Origin of the sequence: Roseovarius sp. B08, from assembly GCF_051417955.1 — a bacterium.
Lineage (GTDB): Bacteria > Pseudomonadota > Alphaproteobacteria > Rhodobacterales > Rhodobacteraceae > Roseovarius.
In genome coordinates this window covers 4,152,754-4,172,475 of the sequence record NZ_JBPRLW010000001.1, presented here as the reverse complement: position 1 = coordinate 4,172,475, position 19,722 = coordinate 4,152,754, and the positions used below count along the sequence as shown (strand labels likewise).

Here is a 19,722-nt window from a genome sequence, read left to right as displayed (position 1 = left end):
GCTCTGGAATGCAGCACATGTTCACAAGCGAATTTGCCACGCCACCAACCGGCAGGCGCATGGCCGTGAAAACCGAAGCTGCGGCCACAGGCGACAAAGCCGATGGCAATCCGACCCGGCCGAGCTTTGCGACCGTTTTCGCGGAGGCCCGGTCGCGGCAGGCTTCGACGACCGATTCAGCGGCCGTGGAGCCCGAGGTCGAGCGTCCGTTGGAAGATGCGGAAATGCCCGGGGATGGGGCCGAAAGCGGCGCAACGGTGGCGCCTGAGACCGCTGGCGAGGTCGCGGACGACGATCCAACTGATGTTTCGGAAAGTCTTGTCGTTCTGGCAGAACCTCACGAGTCCGAAATCGCTGAACAGGATCGGATACTCCGAGGGGGTGGCGTGCAGGAGGATCAGCGTCCCGACGGCCCCTCGTTGTTGAAGAGAACGGAAAACGACGTGAGCCGGAAACCTGACGTGTCAGTCGATGTGGCGGCGACACGGGTAAAAGACGCAGCGGCCAGCGGTGACGTCAAGCGTCTGACCCTGCCCGCGTCCGAGACGCCGGCGACACTCCGACCTCCGCAAACGGTTCAGGACGGAACCGCCGAACGTGCGATCGCACAGGGTGCGGGCAGGTCTGAGGAGGCACCGCAAGCCCAGCCGCGTCCGGCGGTGGCATCGGTAGAAAGATCCGCCGCGGCGCCCCCGGCAACCGGGCGCGTGCCGCCATTGGCCGAAGAACTCCTTGCATCTGCCGCCCTGCCGCAAGGCGACCCCGGTCGCGCAGGCCGCACCGCGCCGGAGGCGCTGGATACCATCACCAGGTCGGACAGCAAGGTGATGAATCCCACGCAAACAGTCACAGGCGAAACCCGCGTCGATCAAACCGGCGACCTGCCTGCCGGGGTGCGATTTGTTTTCAGATCGAACCCTGCCGCGCAGCCGCAAGGACAGCCCCGCGCCGGTGATCGCAGATCGGCCCCGGTTTCGACGCAGGATATCCCGCCTGCTATACTTGCGTCCGGTCCGCACGGTTCCGCAAACCAACCTGCCCTTGAGAACCCTCCGACCGCCATGGCTTCTACGGCGCGCGTGATCTCGGACCCTTCCCCGGCCCGCCAGCCCAAGATGACAACAACGAAGGCAGGCGAGGACACAGCCCGCGCGATCGTTCAAACCTCCGGACAACAAGATCTGTCGCGGCCTGACGTGCCGCATCCTGAAGCGAGGTCTCGGGCACCCGCCGAACGGCCAATGATCCATGTTCCTGCCTCTCCTTCGCTGTCGCGGTCCGAGGCGCCAGGCCCGGCCACCGGGCCCGCAACGCACGGAATGGCGACATTGGCCCACATATCCGGCGCAAGCCGTGTCGGCGAGGAGTGGGTGCGGAGCATCGAGGCCGAAGTCGGCCGCTTTACTGCGGCCGGTGGCTTTGCCAGTCAGGTCGAGACCAGCGCACCGGTGCGCCCGGCTGCGTCCCTGACATCGCTGACGCCGGATTTGCCACGCCACGTGGCGGAGCAGCTGGCGAACGGGTTTCGCGGCGCCGTCGACAAGAGCGCCGAAATCATGTTGAATCCGGCCGAGCTCGGGCGTGTCCGTATCAGCCTGCACACCAGCGAAACCGGTGTCATCGTGACCGTGCTGGCCGAAAGGCCGGAAACCCTCGACCTGTTGCGCAGACACAGCGATAGCCTTGCCCAGGAATTCCACGAAATCGGCTATGGCGCGGCGGAATTCTCGTTCGGTCAGGGCGGTGACGCACAGACGGATCAGGGCGGCGATGACGGCCGCGAGACGTATCGTCCTGACGTGACCGTGTCCGAAAGCGATGCGCCGATGGGCGCGACACCCAGCCCGCCGTCGACGCGGATCGCGCTTGACCGTGTCGACATTCGTCTCTGATCAGCCCGAAAAGGACAACTTTATGGATTTCTCCACTCTTTCCGCGACCGCCGGTGGAACCGCCGCACGTGGCGCCGCGTCTTCGGCGGGCGGTTCATCCGTCCTGAGCTCGGATTTCGAGACATTCATCCGAATGCTGACCGTGCAGATGGAAAACCAGGATCCGCTCAACCCGATCGAGTCGACGGAATTCGCCACACAGCTGGCCACGTTCTCCGGGGTCGAACAGCAGGTCAAGACCAACGATTTGTTGTCGGCCCTGGGCGCACAGATGAGCCTGTTGGGCGTGTCGCAAATGTCCGGCTGGATCGGCATGGAAGGTCGCGCGATCGCGCCCGTCATGTTCGACGGCGCTCCGGTGCCCCTGACCATCTCCGGCGACGGTCTCGCCGACCGGCACGAACTGATCGTGCGGGACAGCAGCGGCAACGAAGTTCAGCGCCTTGCCGTTTCAGGCGACCGCGAAGAGATTGCCTGGCTGGGCAGTGACCCTGACGGAACACTGCTGCCGTCCGGAACCTACGACATCAGCGTCGAGTCCTATTCCGGCGACGAGATCGTGGCATCGACGCCCGCCCAGGTTCACGGCAGAATCATCGAGGCAAGGACGGAGGCAGGCCAAACCCTGCTGGTCATGGAAAGCGGTCAGGAGGTGGCGGCATCGGCCGTGCTTGGGCTCCGGTTGCCTCGATAAAGCGTTTCAACTCGGGCTTGAGGCATAAAGTCGAAATGCGCCTTTCGTTCGAACGCCGCGCGAGCGTCGCGAACAGCCCTGCCTCAGGCGACTTGGAAGGCTTCTGGTGAAAGATTCGGCGTAATGGCCACAGCAAAATAATAAACGCCGGATTCTTCGCCATCTGCTCAGATTGGGTTTTATTTTGTTCAACTTTATGGGATAAGCCACGTGAACAAGGTGCTTCGGCATCGTGCAACCTTATGACTTGGAGACTGTCATGAAGAAACTTACGACACTCATCGCAGCAAGCGCTGTCGTTGCAGCTTCGGTTGCGCCGGCCGTCGCCCAGAACGCCCCCGCGACCAACGATCCTTTCGTTTCGACGCAAGCGCAAGGCTCGCTGCTGTCCATCGGCGGCGTCACCTACGTTGTCGTCGGCGTCGTCGCTGCTGGCCTGATCGTGGCGCTGGCAGATGGCTCTTCCACCACGACGAGCCTCGTGCGCAACTGATCCGATCAAATATTCGATTAGACTGGCGGGCCTTTCGGGGCCCGCTTTTCTTTGGAACAAGGCGAAACTGGAAGGCGGCTGCAGAGAAAGCAACTGACTGCCGCCAGTGCCCGCGCCGAAGAGTTCGAAGTGCCGCGCTCAGCGCAGATGGCTCAGCGTGAAGTACCCCAGGCCCTCGCCAAGCCAGGTGCGCGCTTCGACGATCCGTCCGCCGTCGCTCACCAGATAGTAATTGTCGAACGTACCGGTGTCGGTCTTGCAAAAAACGTCGACGCGCGTCACCTGAAGCCGGAGCGCGCCGCCTTCGTAGGTCTGGCGCCCATCCGGGGTAAAGGCGCAATAGGCTTCGGTTTCCTCGACCTGGTTTTCGCCGTCCAGATGCCGCAGTACCTGTCGTTCGATCCCGTCTTCACGCCGCGACAGCATTCCCAGCAAACCATTTACGCTGGACGACATAAGGTCGGCGCCCAGTCCGCGGGTCGAGGTGATCACGCCGCCGCGTGTGGACACGCTGCGCCTTTCGGACGTTCCCCAAGCCGCCCAGGTGTTGTAGGGGCCATTGGTTTCGATCACACGGAGGACGGCGACGCTGCCGGTTTCCTCGATCCGCATCAGCGCAAACGGGCCGTCGCCGGACTGCAACGCGCGCTGCACCTCCCGCTGGACCACGCTGTCGGCGATCTGTTGTCTGGGCTGGTTCTGGTTGCGGCGGGAATCGATCAGGGTCTTGCCGACGGTCAGAAGCGAAACGCCCTGCCTGGTGTTCGTGCAGCCTGTCAAAGACAGCGCAGCCAGAACCCCGACCGCGAATAAAAGCGTCTTGCTCGGCCTCATCTCCAGTATTTCCCCCAGCTCTTGGCAACTTCCGGCCGGTGTGATCCGCGTACGGTTTCGTAAAGGCGCCCGTCGACTTCCAGCCGCTGACCGCCGTCACGGGTGAGCGGGCGCAGGACGCCGCTCGCCTTTTGCCTGGTCGGCTCGCCCACCAGCCAGGAAAACGGCACGGTAAACCGGATGCCCTTGTCAAAGGAGCCCTCGCCGAACTGGCTGGCGGACACGTCGGTGAAGGTGGCGAACGCGCCGACCTTCCAGCCGTTGGCGAATTCACGGTCGATCGTGATCGTGCCGCCCCAGTCGCCGGCCAGATAACGCCCCGCGTCGATCTGGCCGTGAAAGCCGTTCCCGAAATCGTAATAGGCCGACACGTGACCATTGAACTCCGGAATCGTGCCGCCCGGCGTCACCCGGGAACGCAGGCCGAACTGTTGGTCGAAGTCGCGCGGATGCGTGTAGTTGATCTCGGCGCCAAGCGCGAAACGGCTGTCCACCGGCTTCCACAGGACCTCGCCGGAGACGCCCGCATACATGCGTTCCAGATATCCTGCCGTGACACGGCTGTAGAAATCGGGCCAGAGGCGCCCGTATTTTGCCACGGTGAGATTTTCGAGGAAGGGTTCGTCGGTTCTGTTGTAGCGGGCCACGTCCGAGCGCACATGCGGCAGCTGCGAGTTGTTGGGTCGGACGGCCTCGTCGAGATTGCCGATCACCTTCTGGCCGAGAGAGCCGGCAACGACCCACCCGGATCCAAGGTGATACTTGGCCTTGGCGCGAATGCCGACATCGCCGCGCAGCGGGTTGCCGGGATCGAACAGCGAGGTGCGCAGGTAGGGGCCGATCGTCCATTCGAACCGCGGATAGGTCTCCGGGAACGGATCGGGATAATCGCCAAAGCGCAGCGTGTCGGTAAAGCGCGCGGCGGCAAGCGCCTCGCGTGCCGGCCGGTGCTCCAGGCGCTCCAGGTCGGTGCGGCTGAACGAGATTGTGCTCGCCGGGATGCCGTTCTCGATCAGCGTCACATGCAGCATCTCGACCGAGGGCGGCAGTTCGCGGCTCATGCTCCGCAGGGTCCGGCCCAATGCCTGGGAGGTGGCGTCATACTTTGCGTTGCGGATCCGCACATGCGCCGAGCGTCCGTTCAGGGTCAGCCCCTCAAGGTCGAGCTCGGATTGCTGAAGACTGCGATCCAGGGACGCGGTAATCGCCTCTTCCCGGCCCGGTTGCGTGGTCCAGCCCAGGTCTTCGGCGCTACGCGGACCGCGCACCGCGACGGGCAGCGGCGCCAACTCGGCCCCGCCCTTGACCGACGGGTTCTTCGGATTGAGGTTGAAGGTCAGCGCCGCGCCAAATTCTTCGCCATGCAGAGCGAAGGCCCGCAGCGATGTGTTCCGATTTAGCTGGTACGTCACGGCAAAGTTCCACGGGATCGACCGTTTCAGAATGCCGGCGGATTGCGCGGTGTCGTAGTTGTCGGAAGAATACTCGGCGCTCAGCAAAAGCTTGTCGGTCGCCTGATAGCTGGCCCCGCCAAAAAGGCGTAATCGCCCTGGAACCAGTCGTCGATATTGAACTGTCCGCCAGTGCCGCCTTGGGCAAAGCTGAACGGGGTGCGTGTCCCGAAGCTGCCGTCACTGGCATAGCTGCCGAATCGCCCGAAGCCCAGACCGCCGGTCACGCGCAGGCGGTCGCCGATCGACTTCGTGGCGACGATATATTCGCCGGACAAAAGGCCGGTCCCGACGAAATCCTGCAAACCGACCGAAACCGCGGGGGTGAAATCGGTCTCGTCGAACAGGCGGAACCGAAGGTCGAAACTGCGGTCGTAATAGGTCGAGAAGGCCGGGGTGATATCTTCCGTTCCGGCATAACGAAAGCTACCTGACAGCCGGTCGGTGATCTGGAAACTCAGCGTCGTGCGGAAGAACCCGTCGAAATAGGTGATGTTGGTGCTCAGCTCGCCATCCGGCGCCGTTTCCGCCGTGGGCATGTCGATCAGGCCGCCGGGCGTACCATAGTTGTTGGTCGTCAGCGTCGTAAGATCGTCGGCAATTGCCAAGGCCGGAAGGCCGAGCATCCCGAACGTGACCAAAACGCGTGTCGATTTGCGGATCACTGCGGGTTTCCCTCCATTGACGTCCCGTCGACGTTAGCCAACGCCACGCGATTCCGACACCGCCTGACGCGTCGTGACTTTCGATAGACGGCAGGAGTCACATCAATACCACGTCTTCAGAGAAATACCGATGCCAGCAAGGTCGTCATGGCACCCAGCGTGATGCCCAGCACAAGCCATAGCACGGATTTCCAGCGCAGGCCGCGCGTCGGTTCCGGTTCGGGCGAGGATTGGCGGATCAACGCGCTTTCGACGATCTTCGGCAGGCGCGGACCGTACCGCGACAGGACCATCAGCGTACGGCGCAGATCGCGCAGTGCGGCGCCGGGGCCGATGTTCTTGCGGATGTAATCCTCGACCACGGGCTTGGCGACCTGCCAGATATTGGTCTGCGGGTTCAGGCTTCGGGCGACACCTTCGACGACCACCATCGTGCGCTGCAGAAGGATAAGTTCGGTGCGGGTTTCCATCCCGAATCTCTCTGTCACCTCAAAGAGATAGCTCAACAGCCCGCCCATCGAGATCTTCGAGGCGTCCATGCCGAAAATCGGTTCGCCCACGGCCCTCAGGGCACGGGCGAACTCGTCCACGTCGCGGTCGGGGGGCACATAGCCCGCTTCGAAATGCACCTCGGCGACGCGTTGGTAATCGCGCCGAATAAAGCCATACAGGATCTCGGCATAGACCCGGCGGGTGTATTCGTCGATATGCCCCATGATCCCGAAATCAAAGGCGACGATATCGCCGTTCGGCGCAACCTTCAGGTTGCCCTGGTGCATGTCGGCGTGGAAGAACCCGTCGCGCAGGGCGTGCTTCAGGAACAGCTGCAGCACGCGCTCGGCAAGCTCCGCGCGGTCATGGCCCGCGGCATCGATCGCGGCGTTGTCGCCCATCGGTGCCCCGTCGGCCCATTCCATCACCATCACGCGCCGACCGGACATGTCCCAGTTCACGGCCGGAAGGCTGAAGCCCTTGTCCTCTGCGGTGTTTGCGGTGAACTCGCTGGCCGAGGCGGCTTCGAGGCGAAGGTCCAACTCTCCGATGACCACGCCCTCGAAATGGGCGATCACGTCGCGCGGTTTCAGGCGGCGGGCGGACGGGGACAGCACCTCGATCATGCGCGCCGCGAAATAGAAGGCGTCGATGTCCTTGCGGAAAGCCCGCTCGATACCGGGCCGCAGCACCTTGACCGCCACGTCCTGCCCCGTCTCGCGCAGCCGTGCCTTGTGCACCTGCGCGATCGAGGCGGCGGCAATCGGGTCGCTGAACTCCGAGAAAACGGCGTCGACCGGCTGGCCCATCGAGCTGGCGACACTGGCCTTGGCGACCTCCGCATCGAAGGGCGGCAGCTTGTCCTGCAACACTCGCAGTTCCTGCGCCAGCGCATCGCCCACGATGTCGGGCCGGGTCGAAAAGACCTGCCCGAACTTGATATAGGCCGGTCCCAGCGCCGTCAGCGCACGCAGGGCCGGCGGCATGCTGGTGTCGCCCTTGTAGCCCAGCCATTGGAACGGCCAGGCTAGGAACCGCATGGTCCCGCGCACCAGCGGCGGCGCGTCCATCGCATCCATGATCAGACCCATGGCGCCGGTGCGTTCCAGCGTGGCGCCCGTGCGGATCAGGCGCAGGAGGTTGTGCGGCCCGCGCATGGCTCAGATCTTCCAGCCGGAATGCAGACAGGCGATTCCCATGCTGAGGTTGCGGTACTTGGCCTGCTCGAACCCGGCCTGGCGCACCATGCCCAGGAACGTTTCCTGGTCCGGGAACTTGCGGATCGATTCCACAAGATACTGATAGCTGTCGCGATCCCCGGCAATCACCTGTCCCATCTGGGGAATGATGTTGAAGGAATAGAGGTCATAGACCTTCTGCATCAGGTAATTGGGGATCTGGCTGAACTCCAGCACCATCAACCGCCCGCCGGGTTTCAGCACGCGAAAGGCCTCGTTCAGGGCCTCCTGGGGGCGCGTCACGTTCCGGATGCCGAAGCTGATCGTGTAGACGTCGAAACTGTTGTCGGCAAAGGGCAGCGCCATCGCGTCGCCCACCACCCAGTCCAGACTTGCGGCCATCTGTTCCGCCTCGGCCCGCTTGCGGCCCTCCACCAGCATCGGCTCGGTCAGGTCCAGAACGGTGGCGTGGCCCGAGCCGGCGCGTTTCAGGAACCGAAAGGCGATGTCGCCGGTGCCGCCCGCCACGTCCAGCAGGCGCTGGCCCGCGCGCGGCGCCAGCCAGTCCATCATCGCGTCCTTCCAGATGCGGTGGATGCCAAAGGACATCGCGTCGTTCATCACGTCGTATTTCGACGCGACCGAGCCGAACACGCCGCGCACGCGGCCCGCCTTCTCCTCCTCGGGGATGTCCTCATATCCGAAATGCGTTGTTTTCCCGGTCATTTATCCCCGCGGCCTTGCCGTTTGATCCTCAAGTCCTTCTTATAGGTCGCCGGGGGCGGGTTACAATGCGCCCGTTTGGTCGCAGAGGGGGCGGAATGCCGGAATTGCCAGAGGTCGAGACAGTGCGCCGCGGGCTGGAGCCCGCGATGACCGGCGCCGTGATCGCGTCGGCACAGGTCAACCGCCCCGACCTGCGCTGGCCTTTCCCTCCGGGCATGGCCGACCGGCTCACCGGACAGCGTGTCCTGGGCCTGCGGCGGCGGTCGAAATACATCCTTGCCGATTTGTCGTCGGGCGAGACGCTTCTGATCCACCTCGGCATGTCCGGCCGCATCCTGATCTCGGGCGATCCGCTGGGGCAGTTCGTGCACGACCATCCCGCGACGGAGAAACATGACCACGTGGTGCTCGACATGGCCAATGGCGCCCGCATCACCTTCAACGATCCGCGCCGCTTCGGCGCGATGGACCTGATGGCCACTGCCAACGCCGAGGCGCATCCCCTGCTGGCCAAGCTGGGCCCCGAACCCCCTAGGCAACCAGTTCGACGAACCCTACCTGGTCGCCGCGCTGGCGGGAAAGAACACGCCGGTCAAGTCGGCCCTGCTGGATCAGCGAATCGTCGCGGGGTTGGGCAATATCTACGTCTGCGAGGCGCTTTTCCGGGCCGGTATATCGCCCCTGCGCCGCGCCGGTCGCATCGCGGCCAGGCGGGCCGCGGCCCTGGTGCCGATCATCCGTGCCGTGCTGAACGACGCGATTCTCGCCGGCGGATCCTCCTTGCGCGATTTCCGCCAAGCCGATGGAGAGCTTGGATATTTTCAGCACAGCTTTGACGTCTACGACCGCGAGGGCGCCCCCTGCCGCCGCACCGGTTGCCAGGGAAATGTGCGCCGTGTGGTGCAATCGGGCCGTTCCAGCTTCTATTGCGCGACTTGCCAAAGATAACCTTGATCCGACTGCCTCAAATGGTAATGACTCAACTCTGACAGAAACAAGCGAAAGCAGATTTCATGGCCTATGAGACGATCATCGTCGAAGTAGAAGACCACGTCGCCAAGATTACCCTCAACCGCCCCGATGCCCTCAATGCCCTCAACGACCAGTTGCTGGGCGAGCTTGTCGATGCGTTGCAGGATGCCGAGGGCAACGACAAGGTGCGCTGCATCGTGATCACCGGCTCGGAAAAGGCTTTCGCCGCCGGTGCGGACATCAAGATGATGGCCGAGAAATCCTTTGTCGACGTGTTCTCGGGCAACCTGTTCGGCTCCGAGGCGGACGCCATCGTGCGCATCCGCAAACCGATCATCGCCGCCGTGTCGGGGTATGCGCTGGGCGGCGGGTGCGAGCTTGCGATGATGTGCGATTTCATCATCGCCGCCGACAACGCCAAGTTCGGCCAGCCCGAGATCAACCTCGGCGTCATGGCCGGGATGGGCGGCAGCCAGCGCCTGACCCGGTTCATCGGTAAATCGAAATCCATGGACATGAACCTGACGGGCCGGTTCATGGACGCCGAAGAGGCCGACCGCTCGGGTCTCGTCAGCCGCGTCGTTCCCGCAAAGAAACTGATGGAAGAGGCCATGGCCGCCGCCGGCAAGATTGCCGAGAAGTCCATGATCACCGTCATGGCGGTCAAGGAAGCGGTCAACCGTTCCTACGAGGTGCCGCTGGCCGAGGGGCTCTTGTTCGAGCGCCGCGTCTTCCACTCCCTCTTCGCGACCGAGGACCAGAAGGAAGGCATGGCGGCCTTCGCCGAGAAACGCGAAGCGCAGTTTCGCGACAAGTAGAGCCGAGGGGCATCCTGCCCCCGGCCCCGTTTCAGATCACGAAATGCAAGGTGTCGAACCGCTTGCGTAACGCTTGAGTCCGCGATGCGACGGCCTCCGCGTCTCCGGTCAGGCCTTTGTGTATCAACGCCGCAAGTGCCGGCGCGTCCCCTGGCGTGACGCCCCAGCGCACCAGTTCCGGCGTGCCGATGCGCAGACCGTTCATATCGCCCGGCACCTCCGCGATGGGCAGGCCGATCCCGCAGGCCAGGAACCCGGCCTTGCGCAAGGTCTTGGACGCCGCTTGACCGCCGCCGTACCGTGCCGCCTCGACCGCGAACTGATGCGAACCGGTGTATCCCTGCGGCGTCTCGAACACCGGAATGCCGTGTGTCGCCAATGCCTCCGCCAGAGCCTTGGACAGGTCGATCATGGCCTGCGCGTAGGCCTGCCCGTGTTCGCGCCAGTCCAGCATCGACACCGCCAGCGCCGCTGACTTGGAGGCGTCGAAATTCGCGGTCATGCCGGGGAATGCGATGGCGTCCAGCCGTTCGGCCAACTCCGCCTCGTTGGTCACGATCACACCGCCCGCCGGGCCACCAAGGCTCTTGTAGGTGCTCATCGTCATCAGATGCGCCCCTTCGGAAAGGGGATTCTTCCATGCTCGACCGGCAATGATCCCGCATTGATGCGCGGCGTCGAACATGACCTTCGCGCCCACGCTGTCGGCGATGGCACGCACATCGGCCACCGGATGTTCGAACAGGTTCAGCGACCCGCCCACGGTGATCAGCGCGGGTTTGTGCTGTTGTGCAATGTCGCGCAACGCGTCCAGATCAATCGTGTATCCATCCGCATTGACCGGCGCCGGTACGGTGCGCAGGCCGAACAGGCCGGCACATCCATCGGCATGGTGGGTGACATGCCCGCCGATGGTGGCCGGTGGGGCGATGATCGTATCTCCCGGCCTGCAGGTGGACATGAACGCATATAGGTTCGCCAACGCCCCAGACGGCACGCGGATCTCGGCAAACTTCGCCTGAAAGACTTCGGCGACCAGCTCGGCTGCGATGACTTCGATCTCCTCGATGGCCTCCAACCCCATCTCATACTTGTCGCCCGGATAGCCCAGCGACGGGCGCGAACCGATGCCCGACGCCAGCAGCGCCTCGGCCCGCGGGTTCATGACATTCGTCGCCGGGTTCAGGTTGAAGCATTCGCGCTCGTGTATTTCGCGGTTCTGCGCGGCCAGCGCCTCGATCCGGGTGGCAATCGCAGCGCTGGTTTCCGAGCCTGTCCGGGTCGCGATGGTCTGAACCAGCGTCTCGCATTTCGCTGGCACCCAGTTCCGGTGGGCAAGGGTCATATTGGTCTCTCCGGTTACGTCGGTCGGATCATGCCGGGCGCACAGCGCGGGCGAAAGCGGTTTTCATCGATTCCCGCTTTGCTTTTGCGGCATTTGCCGCTATACGCCTGCGCCATACATGCGCGTGCGGCCCGCTCTGGCCAGAATCATTCCGGCCCCTGGCCTGCCGGAACGGGCTCGTCCGCGTGCAGATCTGAAACGTAACGACAGACCCGAAAAGGTTCACAGCATGGCCAATACTCTCCAGTCCAAGAAGCGCGCGCGCCAGAACGCCCGCCGCCTCGATGTCAACAAAGCGCGCCGCTCGCGGATTCGCACCTTCCTGCGCAAAGTCGAGGAAGCCATCGCGTCCGGTGACAAGGAAGCCGCACAAAATGCACTCCGTGCCGCGCAGCCCGAACTGATGCGCGGCGTTTCCAAGGGAGTGTTTCATAAAAACACCGCTTCCCGGAAAATGTCGCGACTGTCTTCGCGGGTCAAATCGCTGGGCTGATCCGCCAACCTAAGCTATTGAAGGAAAAGGTGCCGAATCGTCCGGCACCTTTTTTTTATGGCTATGAACGACTCGGGTCCGCGCGATTTTTTAACGGTAAAGAATGTGTCAAGCGCTAAGAACAGTTGCCGCCGCGCGGACTCAATTGCTAGTTTATCCGAGCGATTCACGCTTGGGGGGACAGGCGCCCGAACCGGAACAGACGATCTACTGCTCTGATCGTCCCGGTGCATCCGACTGGTGTCGGAGGGCATATTGTCCAACGGAATTGGCGCGATCCATGCGGCTTGCCTTACGATTGTGGGGACGACACAGGGCCAGCGCATGGGGGCGTCCTGACAACGGCCAGCAGGCTTCCCGCCCGGTACATCTATCGGGCGAAGGGGTGTGGCTTGTCGATTCTTGACCGAACCGGGAACGCATACTTGTGGGTGCGCCAGTCGAGGGCGTGCCGGGGCGAAACGACAAGACCGCGGAACGGGATAAAAATGACCAAAGATCAATGGGGCCAAATCAAGCAAGACCTGCTGAAGACCGTAGGCAAGAACAACTTCACCAACTGGATCGAACCGCTCGAACTGACCGCGATCGACGATGACGTCGTGACCTTCAAGGTTCCGACGACGTTCCAGGGCAACTACGTGTCCCGCAACTTTGGCGAGCTGATCCTGTTCAAGGTGAACGGATTTGCCCCCTCGATCCGCCGGATCGATTTCCAGGTCGCGGCGAATTCGTCGCAAAAACCCGCCGCCACCGCAAGCACTGCACCGGCCCCCACCGCCGCCGCCCCGGCGCGGCCGACTGCGCGCCTGTCGGAAGACGTGCTGTCCTCCGCCCCGCTCGACGAGCGGTTCACATTCGACCGGTTCGTCGTGGGCAAGCCCAACGAGCTGGCCCATGCCGCGGCCAAGCGCGTGGCCGAAGGCGGCCCGGTCACGTTCAACCCGCTGTTCCTCTACGGCGGCGTCGGACTGGGCAAGACGCACCTGATGCACGCCATCGCCTGGGACCTGCAGGCGGCGCAACCCGATCTGAACGTGCTGTACCTGTCGGCCGAACAGTTCATGTACCGCTTCGTCCAGGCCCTGCGCGACCGTCGCATGATGGATTTCAAGGAACTCTTCCGCTCCGTCGATGTGCTGATGGTCGACGACGTGCAATTCATCGCAGGCAAGGACAGCACGCAGGAGGAGTTCTTTCACACCTTCAACGCGCTGGTGGACCAGAACAAGCAGATCGTCATATCCGCCGACCGCGCCCCGGGCGAGATCGCCAACCTCGAAGAGCGTATCAAGTCGCGCCTGCAATGTGGTCTGGTGGTGGATCTGCATCCCACCGATTACGAACTGCGCCTCGGCATCCTGCAATCCAAGGCCGACCGCTTTGCCGAACAGTATCCCAGCCTTGAAATGGCTGATGGCGTGCTGGAATTCCTCGCGCATCGCATTTCGACCAATGTGCGCGTGCTCGAGGGCGCGCTGACCCGGCTCTACGCGTTTGCCTCGCTCGTTGGGCACCAGATCACGTTGGAACTGGCCCAGGACTGCCTGGCTGACATTCTGCGCGCGTCCGAGCGCAAGGTGTCGATCGAAGAGATCCAGCGCCAAGTGTCCGAACACTACAACATCCGTTTAAGCGACATGATCGGGCCCAAAAGGGTGCGCACGTTTGCCCGCCCGCGCCAGATCGCGATGTTCCTGTGCAAGCAACTGACGTCGCGGTCCCTGCCCGAAATCGGCCGGCGGTTCGGCGGTCGCGATCATACCACGGTGATGCATGGCGTGCGCCGGATCGAGGAACTCAGCTCGCAGGACGGACAGCTTGCCGAAGACCTCAAGATTCTGCGCCGCGCGCTCGAGGGCTGAAGGGCAATAAAAGGCTTGAGCATAAGGCGAAACTTGCTAACGTGCCGGTCCCGGTGCCCGTCAGAGGCACGCACGCAGGGAGCGAGGGCATGAAACTCAGCATCGAACGCGGAACGCTGCTAAAGGCGGTCTCGCAGGCGCAGTCCGTTGTCGAACGGCGCAACACGATTCCGATCCTTGCCAACGTGCTGATCGAGGCCGAGGGCGACGCGGTGCATTTCCGCGCCACCGACCTCGATATCGAGGTCGTCGACAAGGCCCCGGCCCAGGTCGAGCGCGCGGGCGCCACGACCGTCTCTGCCGTGACCCTGCACGAGATCGTGCGCAAGCTGCCCGACGGGGCGCTGGTGACGTTGACCGACGATGGTGCCTCGGGCCGCCTGACGGTCGAAGCGGGGCGCTCGAACTTTTCACTGGCGACCCTGCCCAAGGAAGATTTTCCGATCATGGCGTCGTCGGAATATTCCTGCAATTTTTCTGCCAAGGCGCCGGTGCTGCGCCGGCTGTTCGACAAGTCGAAATTCGCGATCTCGACGGAAGAGACGCGCTATTACCTCAACGGCGTCTACATGCACGTCTCGGACGCCGAGGGCGGCAAGGTGCTGCGCTGCGTGGCGACCGACGGCCACCGCCTGGCCCGGATCGACGCCGACCTGCCCGAGGGTGCCGAGGACATGCCCGGCGTGATCGTCCCGCGCAAGACCGTGGGCGAGCTGCGCAAGCTGCTGGATGACGACGACATGGCCATCGCCGTGTCGGTCAGCGAGACCAAGGTGCGCTTTGCCACGCCCAGTATCACGCTCACTTCCAAGGTGATCGACGGCACGTTCCCCGATTACACGCGCGTCATTCCCCAGGGCAACACCCGCAAGATGGAGGTCGACGCCAGCGAGTTCGCCCAGGCTGTCGACCGTGTGGCCACCGTCAGTTCCGAACGCTCGCGCGCCGTGAAACTGGCGCTGGACGAGGACCGTCTGATCCTGTCGGTCAACGCCCCCGACAGTGGTGCGGCCGAGGAAGAACTGGCCGTGGCCTATGGCGACGAACGGCTGGAAATCGGCTTCAACGCCAAGTACCTGCTGGAGATCGCCAGCCAGGTCGACCGCGAGAACGCCGTTTTCATGTTCAATTCCTCGGGCGATCCGACGTTGATGCGCGAAGGCAATGACACCTCGGCGGTCTATGTCGTCATGCCGATGCGCGTGTGAGGCAGGCCTTTTGGGCCTTAAGTTTCATCCCAAGCAAGGTTCAGTCGTAAGGGTTAGCTTCGACGCGGCATTCAAAGCGCCTGAGATGGTGAAACCGCGACTCTGCGTCGTGGTGTCCAAACCGATGAAGCCCCGTGCGGGCCTTTGTACTGTCGTCCCCCTCAGTACGACAGCTCCCAACCAGACCATGCCCTATCACTGCCAGCTTGATATTACTTTCGAACTTCCACCGCGCTGGGGTCGCAAGCAGCGTTGGGTAAAGGGTGACATGATCTATGCCGCCGGGTTTCACAGAATTGATCTACTCGTGCTCGGCAAGGACCACAGCGGAAAACGAATTTACCAGACTGAAACCATTCCGCATGATGATTTGCGCCGAATCCAACGATCCATTTTGAATGGTCTCGCGTTGCCAGAATTGACAAAACAGATCTGAACGCACATATATACGCTGTCGCGGCTCTGGAGACATCCGCATTAAGACCCCACCAGGGGCCATCAGGTCCTCCGGCGAAGCCAAGCCGCGGCCTGATGCTGAAAACCCCGCTTCGTTGCGGGGTTTTTTGTTGATCTCGTGTTCTTCAGGCCGGATTACTGAATTCAATGCCGCTATACCTGTCATCGCTCAGCCTGTCGCATTTCCGGTCGCACAAGGGCGTGCGGATTGAGGCGGATACGCGGCCCCTGGCGCTCTACGGGCCGAACGGGGCGGGCAAGACCAACATCCTGGAAGCCGTCTCGCTGTTCTCACCCGGGCGCGGCCTGCGTCGTGCGGCGGCACAGGACATGGCGCGGCGGCCGGATGCGATCGGCTGGAAGCTGACAGGGGTTCTGCGGTCGATGCACCAGGTGCACGAGATCGAGACCTGGTCCGAGGAGGGCGGCGCGCGGCAGCTCAGGATCGACGGCAAGGCCGCGTCGCAGGTGGCGCTGGGCCGTGTCGCGCGTGTGCTGTGGCTGATTCCGTCGATGGACAGGCTGTGGATCGAGGGGGCCGAGGGACGTCGACGTTTTCTCGACCGCATGACGCTCAGTTTCGTGCCCTCCCATGCCGAGGCGACGCTGGCCTATGAGAAGGCCATGCGAGAGCGCAACCGCCTGCTGAAGGACCAGGTGCGGGACGGGCACTGGTACGTGGCGCTGGAGCGGCAGATGGCCGAGGCGGGGACGGCGATCCACACGAACAGGGTGACGGCGCTGGAGCAACTGGCAACGGCGCAGGCGCAGGCCGAGACCGCGTTTCCTGTGGCCGAACTGGAACTGACCATGACCGAAGGCGAGATGCCCTGCACCCGGTCCGATTTCCGCGATGCCCTGTCCGAAAGCCGCTTTCGTGACATCGCCGCCGGGCGCACGCTGGTTGGCCCGCATCGGGCCGATCTCTACGGCGTATATGCCGCCAAGGGGGTCCCGGCGGCGGAGTGCTCGACGGGTGAACAGAAGGCGCTGCTGGTGTCGCTGATCCTCGCGAACGCGCGCGCGCTGGCTCAGGATTTCGGTGCGCCGCCGATCCTGCTTCTGGACGAGGTCGCGGCCCATCTGGACGCCGCCCGCCGCGCGGCGCTCTACGACGAGATCTGCGCCTTGGGCGCCCAGGCCTGGATGACGGGTACGGGGCCGGAACTGTTCACGGAACTGGGCGAACGGGCGCAGCTGTTCGAGGTGACCGAGGATGAAATGAGCTCGATCGTTACCCCTCGCTGAAACCGGAAAATCACACCGACGCGATACCACCCGGATACCGACGTGATACCGATATTAAGTTCCTGATCGTGAACCACAAAATCTTGTGCCTATTGCGTGACATTCCCCGCCGGAAATCGTATAAAATACGAAAATGAACGAAGGATAATCTGCATGGCAGAGCCCGCTGCGTCCCCCGAAGAATATGGCGCCGATTCCATCAAGGTTCTCAAAGGCTTAGAGGCAGTTCGCAAGCGCCCGGGCATGTATATCGGTGACACCGATGACGGCTCTGGTCTGCACCACATGGTCTACGAGGTCGTCGACAACGGCATCGACGAGGCTCTGGCTGGCCATGCGGACCACGTAAGCGTTTGTATTCACGGAGATAGTTCAATCTCGGTCAGCGATAACGGCCGCGGTATCCCGGTGGAAATGCACGAGGAAGAAGGCGTATCCGCCGCCGAGGTCATCATGACCCAGCTGCACGCAGGGGGAAGTTCGACAGCAATTCCTACAAGGTTTCCGGCGGGTTGCACGGCGTCGGCGTGTCGGTGGTGAACGCGCTGTCCGACTGGCTGGAACTGCGTGTCTGGCGCAGCGGCAAGGAGCACATCGCCCGCTTCGAGCGGGGCGAGACGGCCAAGCATCTCGAAGTGGTCGGCGACGCGGATGGCAAACGCGGCACCGAGGTGCGTTTCCTGGCCTCCCTCGATACGTTCTCGAACCTCGAATACAGCTTTGAAACACTTGAAAAACGCCTGCGCGAACTGGCTTTCCTGAACTCCGGCGTGCGCATCATCCTGCGCGACGAGCGCCCCGCCGAACCGCTGCAGACGGAACTTCATTACGATGGCGGCGTGCAGGAGTTCGTGCGTTATCTTGACCGCAGCAAGTCCCCCCTGATGACCGATCCGATTTTCGTCACCGGCGAACGGGACGATATCGGCGTCGAGGTGGCGATGTGGTGGAACGACAGCTATCACGAGACGGTTCTGCCTTTCACCAACAACATCCCGCAGCGCGACGGCGGCACGCACCTTGCCGGGTTCCGCGGGGCGCTGACGCGCGTTTTGCAGAAATACGCTGCCGAAAGTGGGATCGCGAAGAAGGAAAAGATCACCTTCACCGGCGACGATGCGCGCGAAGGGTTGACCTGCGTGCTGTCGGTCAAGGTGCCCGATCCGAAATTTTCCAGTCAGACCAAGGACAAGCTGGTGAGTTCCGAGGTGCGCCCGGCAGTGGAAAGCCTGGTCAACGAAAAGCTGTCGGAATGGTTCGAGGAGAATCCGAACGAGGCCAAGATGATCGTCAGCAAGATCATGGAAGCGGCGATGGCGCGCGAGGCGGCGCGAAAGGCGCGGGAGTTGACCCGGCGCAAGACAGCGCTCGACGTCAACTATCTCGCCGGCAAGTTGAAGGATTGCTCTGAAAAGGATCCGTCGAAGACCGAGCTGTTTCTTGTCGAGGGTGACAGCGCCGGCGGCTCGGCCCAGACCGGGCGGGACAGATCCACCCAGGCGGTTCTGCCCCTGCGCGGCAAGATCCTGAACGTGGAGCGCGCACGGTTCGACCGGATGCTGTCAAGCCAGGAGATCGGGAACCTGGTCATGGCGCTCGGCACGGGAATCGGGCGCGATGAGTTCAACATCTCGAAGCTGCGCTACCACAAGATCGTCATCATGACCGATGCCGACGTGGACGGCGCGCATATCCGTACGCTGCTGCTGACATTTTTCTACCGGCAGATGCCGGAGCTGATCGAGGGCGGGTACCTCTACATCGCACAGCCGCCGCTGTTCAAGGTGAGCCGAGGCAAATCCGAGGTGTATCTCAAGGATACACCGGCGCTCGAAGATTACCTGATTGCGCAGGGAACCGAGGATGCGGTCCTTCGGCTTGGTTCGGGCGAGGATATCACCGGGCAGGATCTTGTGCGCGTGGTCGAGGAGGCGCGGCAGGCAACGCGTATCCTAGACGCGTTTCCAACGCATTATCCCCGGCATATCCTGGAACAGGCGGCAATCGCCGAGGCGTTCGAATCGGGCCGCGTGGACGCCGATGTCCAATCGGTTGCCGACAGTGTGGCAAGGCGTCTGGACCTCATTGCGCTCGAGTACGAGCGGGGGTGGCAGGGGCGGCAAACCCAGGATCACGGTATTCGACTGACGCGTATCCTGCGCGGTGTCGAAGAAGTGCGCACGCTTGACGGTCCGATTTTGCGTGGTGGCGAAGCAAAGCGTTTGGGGCAACTTACCGAAGGGCTGCGCGAGATCTACAACGAGCCTGCGACCCTGCACCGCAAGGAGCGGTCACAGGCGATCTATGGCCCGCTCAACCTGCTCGATGCGATCCTGAAGGAAGGTGAAAAGGGCCTCGCCTTGCAACGCTACAAGGGCTTGGGCGAGATGAACCCCGATCAACTGTGGGAAACGACGCTGGATCCGGAGGCGCGAACGCTCTTGCAGGTGAAAGTCGATGACGTGGCCGAAGCGGACGATCTTTTCACGAAGCTGATGGGCGACGTGGTAGAGCCGCGTCGAGAGTTCATTCAGCAGAACGCATTGAGCGTCGAAAACTTGGATTTCTGATAACCGTTCATTCCGCGTATGGTCTTGTACACGGCGTCGGTGCGCACGGGCCCGGCATGGGTGACCTTGTCAGAACGATCAGGTCGGCAAACTCGATCTGGTCAGAAGGTGGCCCGCGTGCACTCGTCCTACTCGTCGAGGTCGCTCAGTAAGTCGTGGCCGGCATGGTCGTTCAGCAGTTTCACCGCGTCGCAACCGTCACCATTGTGTCGAGACGCGAGACGCCTGACAGGCTCGCGCCTGCTTTGTCGCGAAACCAGAAGGTCTTGCAATTCGGGCCGCCACGTGAAAGGCGTAGGATCAGGCAGCCAATCATCCGCTA

The 19,722-nt window shown here is 62.9% G+C and carries 13 protein-coding genes and 3 pseudogenes; 11 read left to right on the top strand and 5 right to left on the bottom strand.

Annotated features, from left to right (window positions below):
* Positions 1-8 precede the first annotated feature (8 nt).
* The 3 genes from ACSQ76_RS21165 (at position 9) to ACSQ76_RS21155 (ending at position 3,079) form a co-directional block, all read left to right on the top strand.
* On the top strand, positions 9-1,892 hold the full coding sequence (locus ACSQ76_RS21165) for a flagellar hook-length control protein FliK (RefSeq protein ID WP_437158110.1): 1,884 nt from the start codon (positions 9-11) through the stop codon (positions 1,890-1,892).
* A 22-nt stretch (positions 1,893-1,914) separates the two neighbouring features.
* A complete protein-coding gene (locus tag ACSQ76_RS21160; RefSeq protein ID WP_437158109.1) occupies positions 1,915-2,586 on the top strand; it encodes a flagellar hook capping FlgD N-terminal domain-containing protein in 672 nt (223 codons plus the stop codon).
* Positions 2,587-2,845: 259 nt separating this feature from the next.
* The gene (locus ACSQ76_RS21155; protein ID WP_306127339.1) at positions 2,846-3,079 is read left to right on the top strand and encodes a hypothetical protein; all 234 of its coding nucleotides are present in this window, start codon (positions 2,846-2,848) and stop codon (positions 3,077-3,079) included.
* A gap of 138 nt (positions 3,080-3,217) precedes the next feature.
* Here ACSQ76_RS21155 and ACSQ76_RS21150 read toward each other — a convergent pair whose 3' ends face one another.
* From ACSQ76_RS21150 to ubiE, 4 genes and pseudogenes are all read right to left on the bottom strand, one after another.
* A complete protein-coding gene (locus ACSQ76_RS21150) occupies positions 3,218-3,913 on the bottom strand; it encodes a YjbF family lipoprotein (RefSeq protein WP_437158108.1) in 696 nt (231 codons plus the stop codon).
* A pseudogene (locus ACSQ76_RS21145) lies at positions 3,910-5,903 on the bottom strand (YjbH domain-containing protein). The gene ACSQ76_RS21150 and the pseudogene ACSQ76_RS21145 overlap by 4 nt, the downstream one beginning before the upstream one ends.
* A 242-nt stretch (positions 5,904-6,145) precedes the next feature.
* Positions 6,146-7,678 carry a 2-polyprenylphenol 6-hydroxylase gene (gene ubiB / locus ACSQ76_RS21140; protein ID WP_437158107.1) on the bottom strand — a complete coding sequence of 511 codons (1,533 nt, stop codon included), beginning with the start codon at positions 7,676-7,678 and terminating at the stop codon, positions 6,146-6,148.
* 3 nt (positions 7,679-7,681) lie between these two features.
* Positions 7,682-8,425, bottom strand: a complete 744-nt coding sequence (ubiE, locus tag ACSQ76_RS21135; protein ID WP_437158106.1) for a bifunctional demethylmenaquinone methyltransferase/2-methoxy-6-polyprenyl-1,4-benzoquinol methylase UbiE — start codon at positions 8,423-8,425, stop codon at positions 7,682-7,684.
* 95 nt (positions 8,426-8,520) lie between these two features.
* On the opposite strand from ubiE, the pseudogene mutM reads away from it, so the two are divergent.
* Positions 8,521-9,373, top strand: a pseudogene (gene mutM / locus ACSQ76_RS21130) (bifunctional DNA-formamidopyrimidine glycosylase/DNA-(apurinic or apyrimidinic site) lyase).
* A 65-nt stretch (positions 9,374-9,438) separates the two neighbouring features.
* Positions 9,439-10,215 carry an enoyl-CoA hydratase gene (locus ACSQ76_RS21125; protein ID WP_437158105.1) on the top strand — a complete coding sequence of 259 codons (777 nt, stop codon included), beginning with the start codon at positions 9,439-9,441 and terminating at the stop codon, positions 10,213-10,215.
* Positions 10,216-10,246: 31 nt separating this feature from the next.
* Here the strand turns inward: ACSQ76_RS21125 and glyA are convergent, their stop codons facing one another.
* Positions 10,247-11,560 (bottom strand): serine hydroxymethyltransferase, encoded by a 1,314-nt coding sequence (glyA, locus tag ACSQ76_RS21120; protein WP_437158104.1) that lies wholly within the window; start codon positions 11,558-11,560, stop codon positions 10,247-10,249.
* Between the two features lie 229 nt (positions 11,561-11,789).
* On the opposite strand from glyA, the gene rpsT reads away from it, so the two are divergent.
* The 6 genes and pseudogenes from rpsT to gyrB all read left to right on the top strand — a co-directional run bounded on the left by rpsT (position 11,790) and on the right by gyrB (position 19,400).
* Positions 11,790-12,053 (top strand): 30S ribosomal protein S20, encoded by a 264-nt coding sequence (gene rpsT / locus ACSQ76_RS21115; protein WP_306127347.1) that lies wholly within the window; start codon positions 11,790-11,792, stop codon positions 12,051-12,053.
* 488 nt (positions 12,054-12,541) lie between these two features.
* Complete coding sequence (dnaA, locus tag ACSQ76_RS21110; protein WP_437158103.1) at positions 12,542-13,918, top strand: chromosomal replication initiator protein DnaA; 1,377 nt, start codon at positions 12,542-12,544, stop codon at positions 13,916-13,918.
* 89 nt (positions 13,919-14,007) lie between these two features.
* Positions 14,008-15,126, top strand: coding sequence for a DNA polymerase III subunit beta (gene dnaN / locus ACSQ76_RS21105; RefSeq protein ID WP_437158102.1), 1,119 nt, complete (start codon positions 14,008-14,010; stop codon positions 15,124-15,126).
* Positions 15,083-15,562: a type II toxin-antitoxin system PemK/MazF family toxin gene (locus tag ACSQ76_RS21100; RefSeq protein WP_437158101.1), complete on the top strand. Its 480-nt coding sequence runs from the start codon at positions 15,083-15,085 to the stop codon at positions 15,560-15,562. The genes dnaN and ACSQ76_RS21100 overlap by 44 nt, the downstream gene beginning before the upstream one ends.
* 167 nt (positions 15,563-15,729) lie before the next feature.
* Positions 15,730-16,830, top strand: coding sequence for a DNA replication/repair protein RecF (recF, locus tag ACSQ76_RS21095; RefSeq protein ID WP_437158100.1), 1,101 nt, complete (start codon positions 15,730-15,732; stop codon positions 16,828-16,830).
* 153 nt (positions 16,831-16,983) lie between these two features.
* A pseudogene (gene gyrB / locus ACSQ76_RS21090) lies at positions 16,984-19,400 on the top strand (DNA topoisomerase (ATP-hydrolyzing) subunit B).
* The last annotated feature ends 322 nt before the right edge of the window (positions 19,401-19,722 follow it).

Coding starts and splice junctions, on each gene's coding strand:
- ACSQ76_RS21165 (WP_437158110.1), top strand. CDS start 9: ATGCAGCACATGTTCACAAGCGAATTTGCCACGCCACCAACCGGCAGG.
- ACSQ76_RS21100 (WP_437158101.1), top strand. CDS start 15,083: ATGACACCTCGGCGGTCTATGTCGTCATGCCGATGCGCGTGTGAGGCA.
- ubiB (WP_437158107.1), bottom strand. CDS start 7,678: ATGCGCGGGCCGCACAACCTCCTGCGCCTGATCCGCACGGGCGCCACG.
- ACSQ76_RS21150 (WP_437158108.1), bottom strand. CDS start 3,913: ATGAGGCCGAGCAAGACGCTTTTATTCGCGGTCGGGGTTCTGGCTGCG.
- recF (WP_437158100.1), top strand. CDS start 15,730: ATGCCGCTATACCTGTCATCGCTCAGCCTGTCGCATTTCCGGTCGCAC.
- ACSQ76_RS21160 (WP_437158109.1), top strand. CDS start 1,915: ATGGATTTCTCCACTCTTTCCGCGACCGCCGGTGGAACCGCCGCACGT.
- ACSQ76_RS21125 (WP_437158105.1), top strand. CDS start 9,439: ATGGCCTATGAGACGATCATCGTCGAAGTAGAAGACCACGTCGCCAAG.
- rpsT (WP_306127347.1), top strand. CDS start 11,790: ATGGCCAATACTCTCCAGTCCAAGAAGCGCGCGCGCCAGAACGCCCGC.
- ACSQ76_RS21155 (WP_306127339.1), top strand. CDS start 2,846: ATGAAGAAACTTACGACACTCATCGCAGCAAGCGCTGTCGTTGCAGCT.
- ubiE (WP_437158106.1), bottom strand. CDS start 8,425: ATGACCGGGAAAACAACGCATTTCGGATATGAGGACATCCCCGAGGAG.
- glyA (WP_437158104.1), bottom strand. CDS start 11,560: ATGACCCTTGCCCACCGGAACTGGGTGCCAGCGAAATGCGAGACGCTG.
- dnaA (WP_437158103.1), top strand. CDS start 12,542: ATGACCAAAGATCAATGGGGCCAAATCAAGCAAGACCTGCTGAAGACC.
- dnaN (WP_437158102.1), top strand. CDS start 14,008: ATGAAACTCAGCATCGAACGCGGAACGCTGCTAAAGGCGGTCTCGCAG.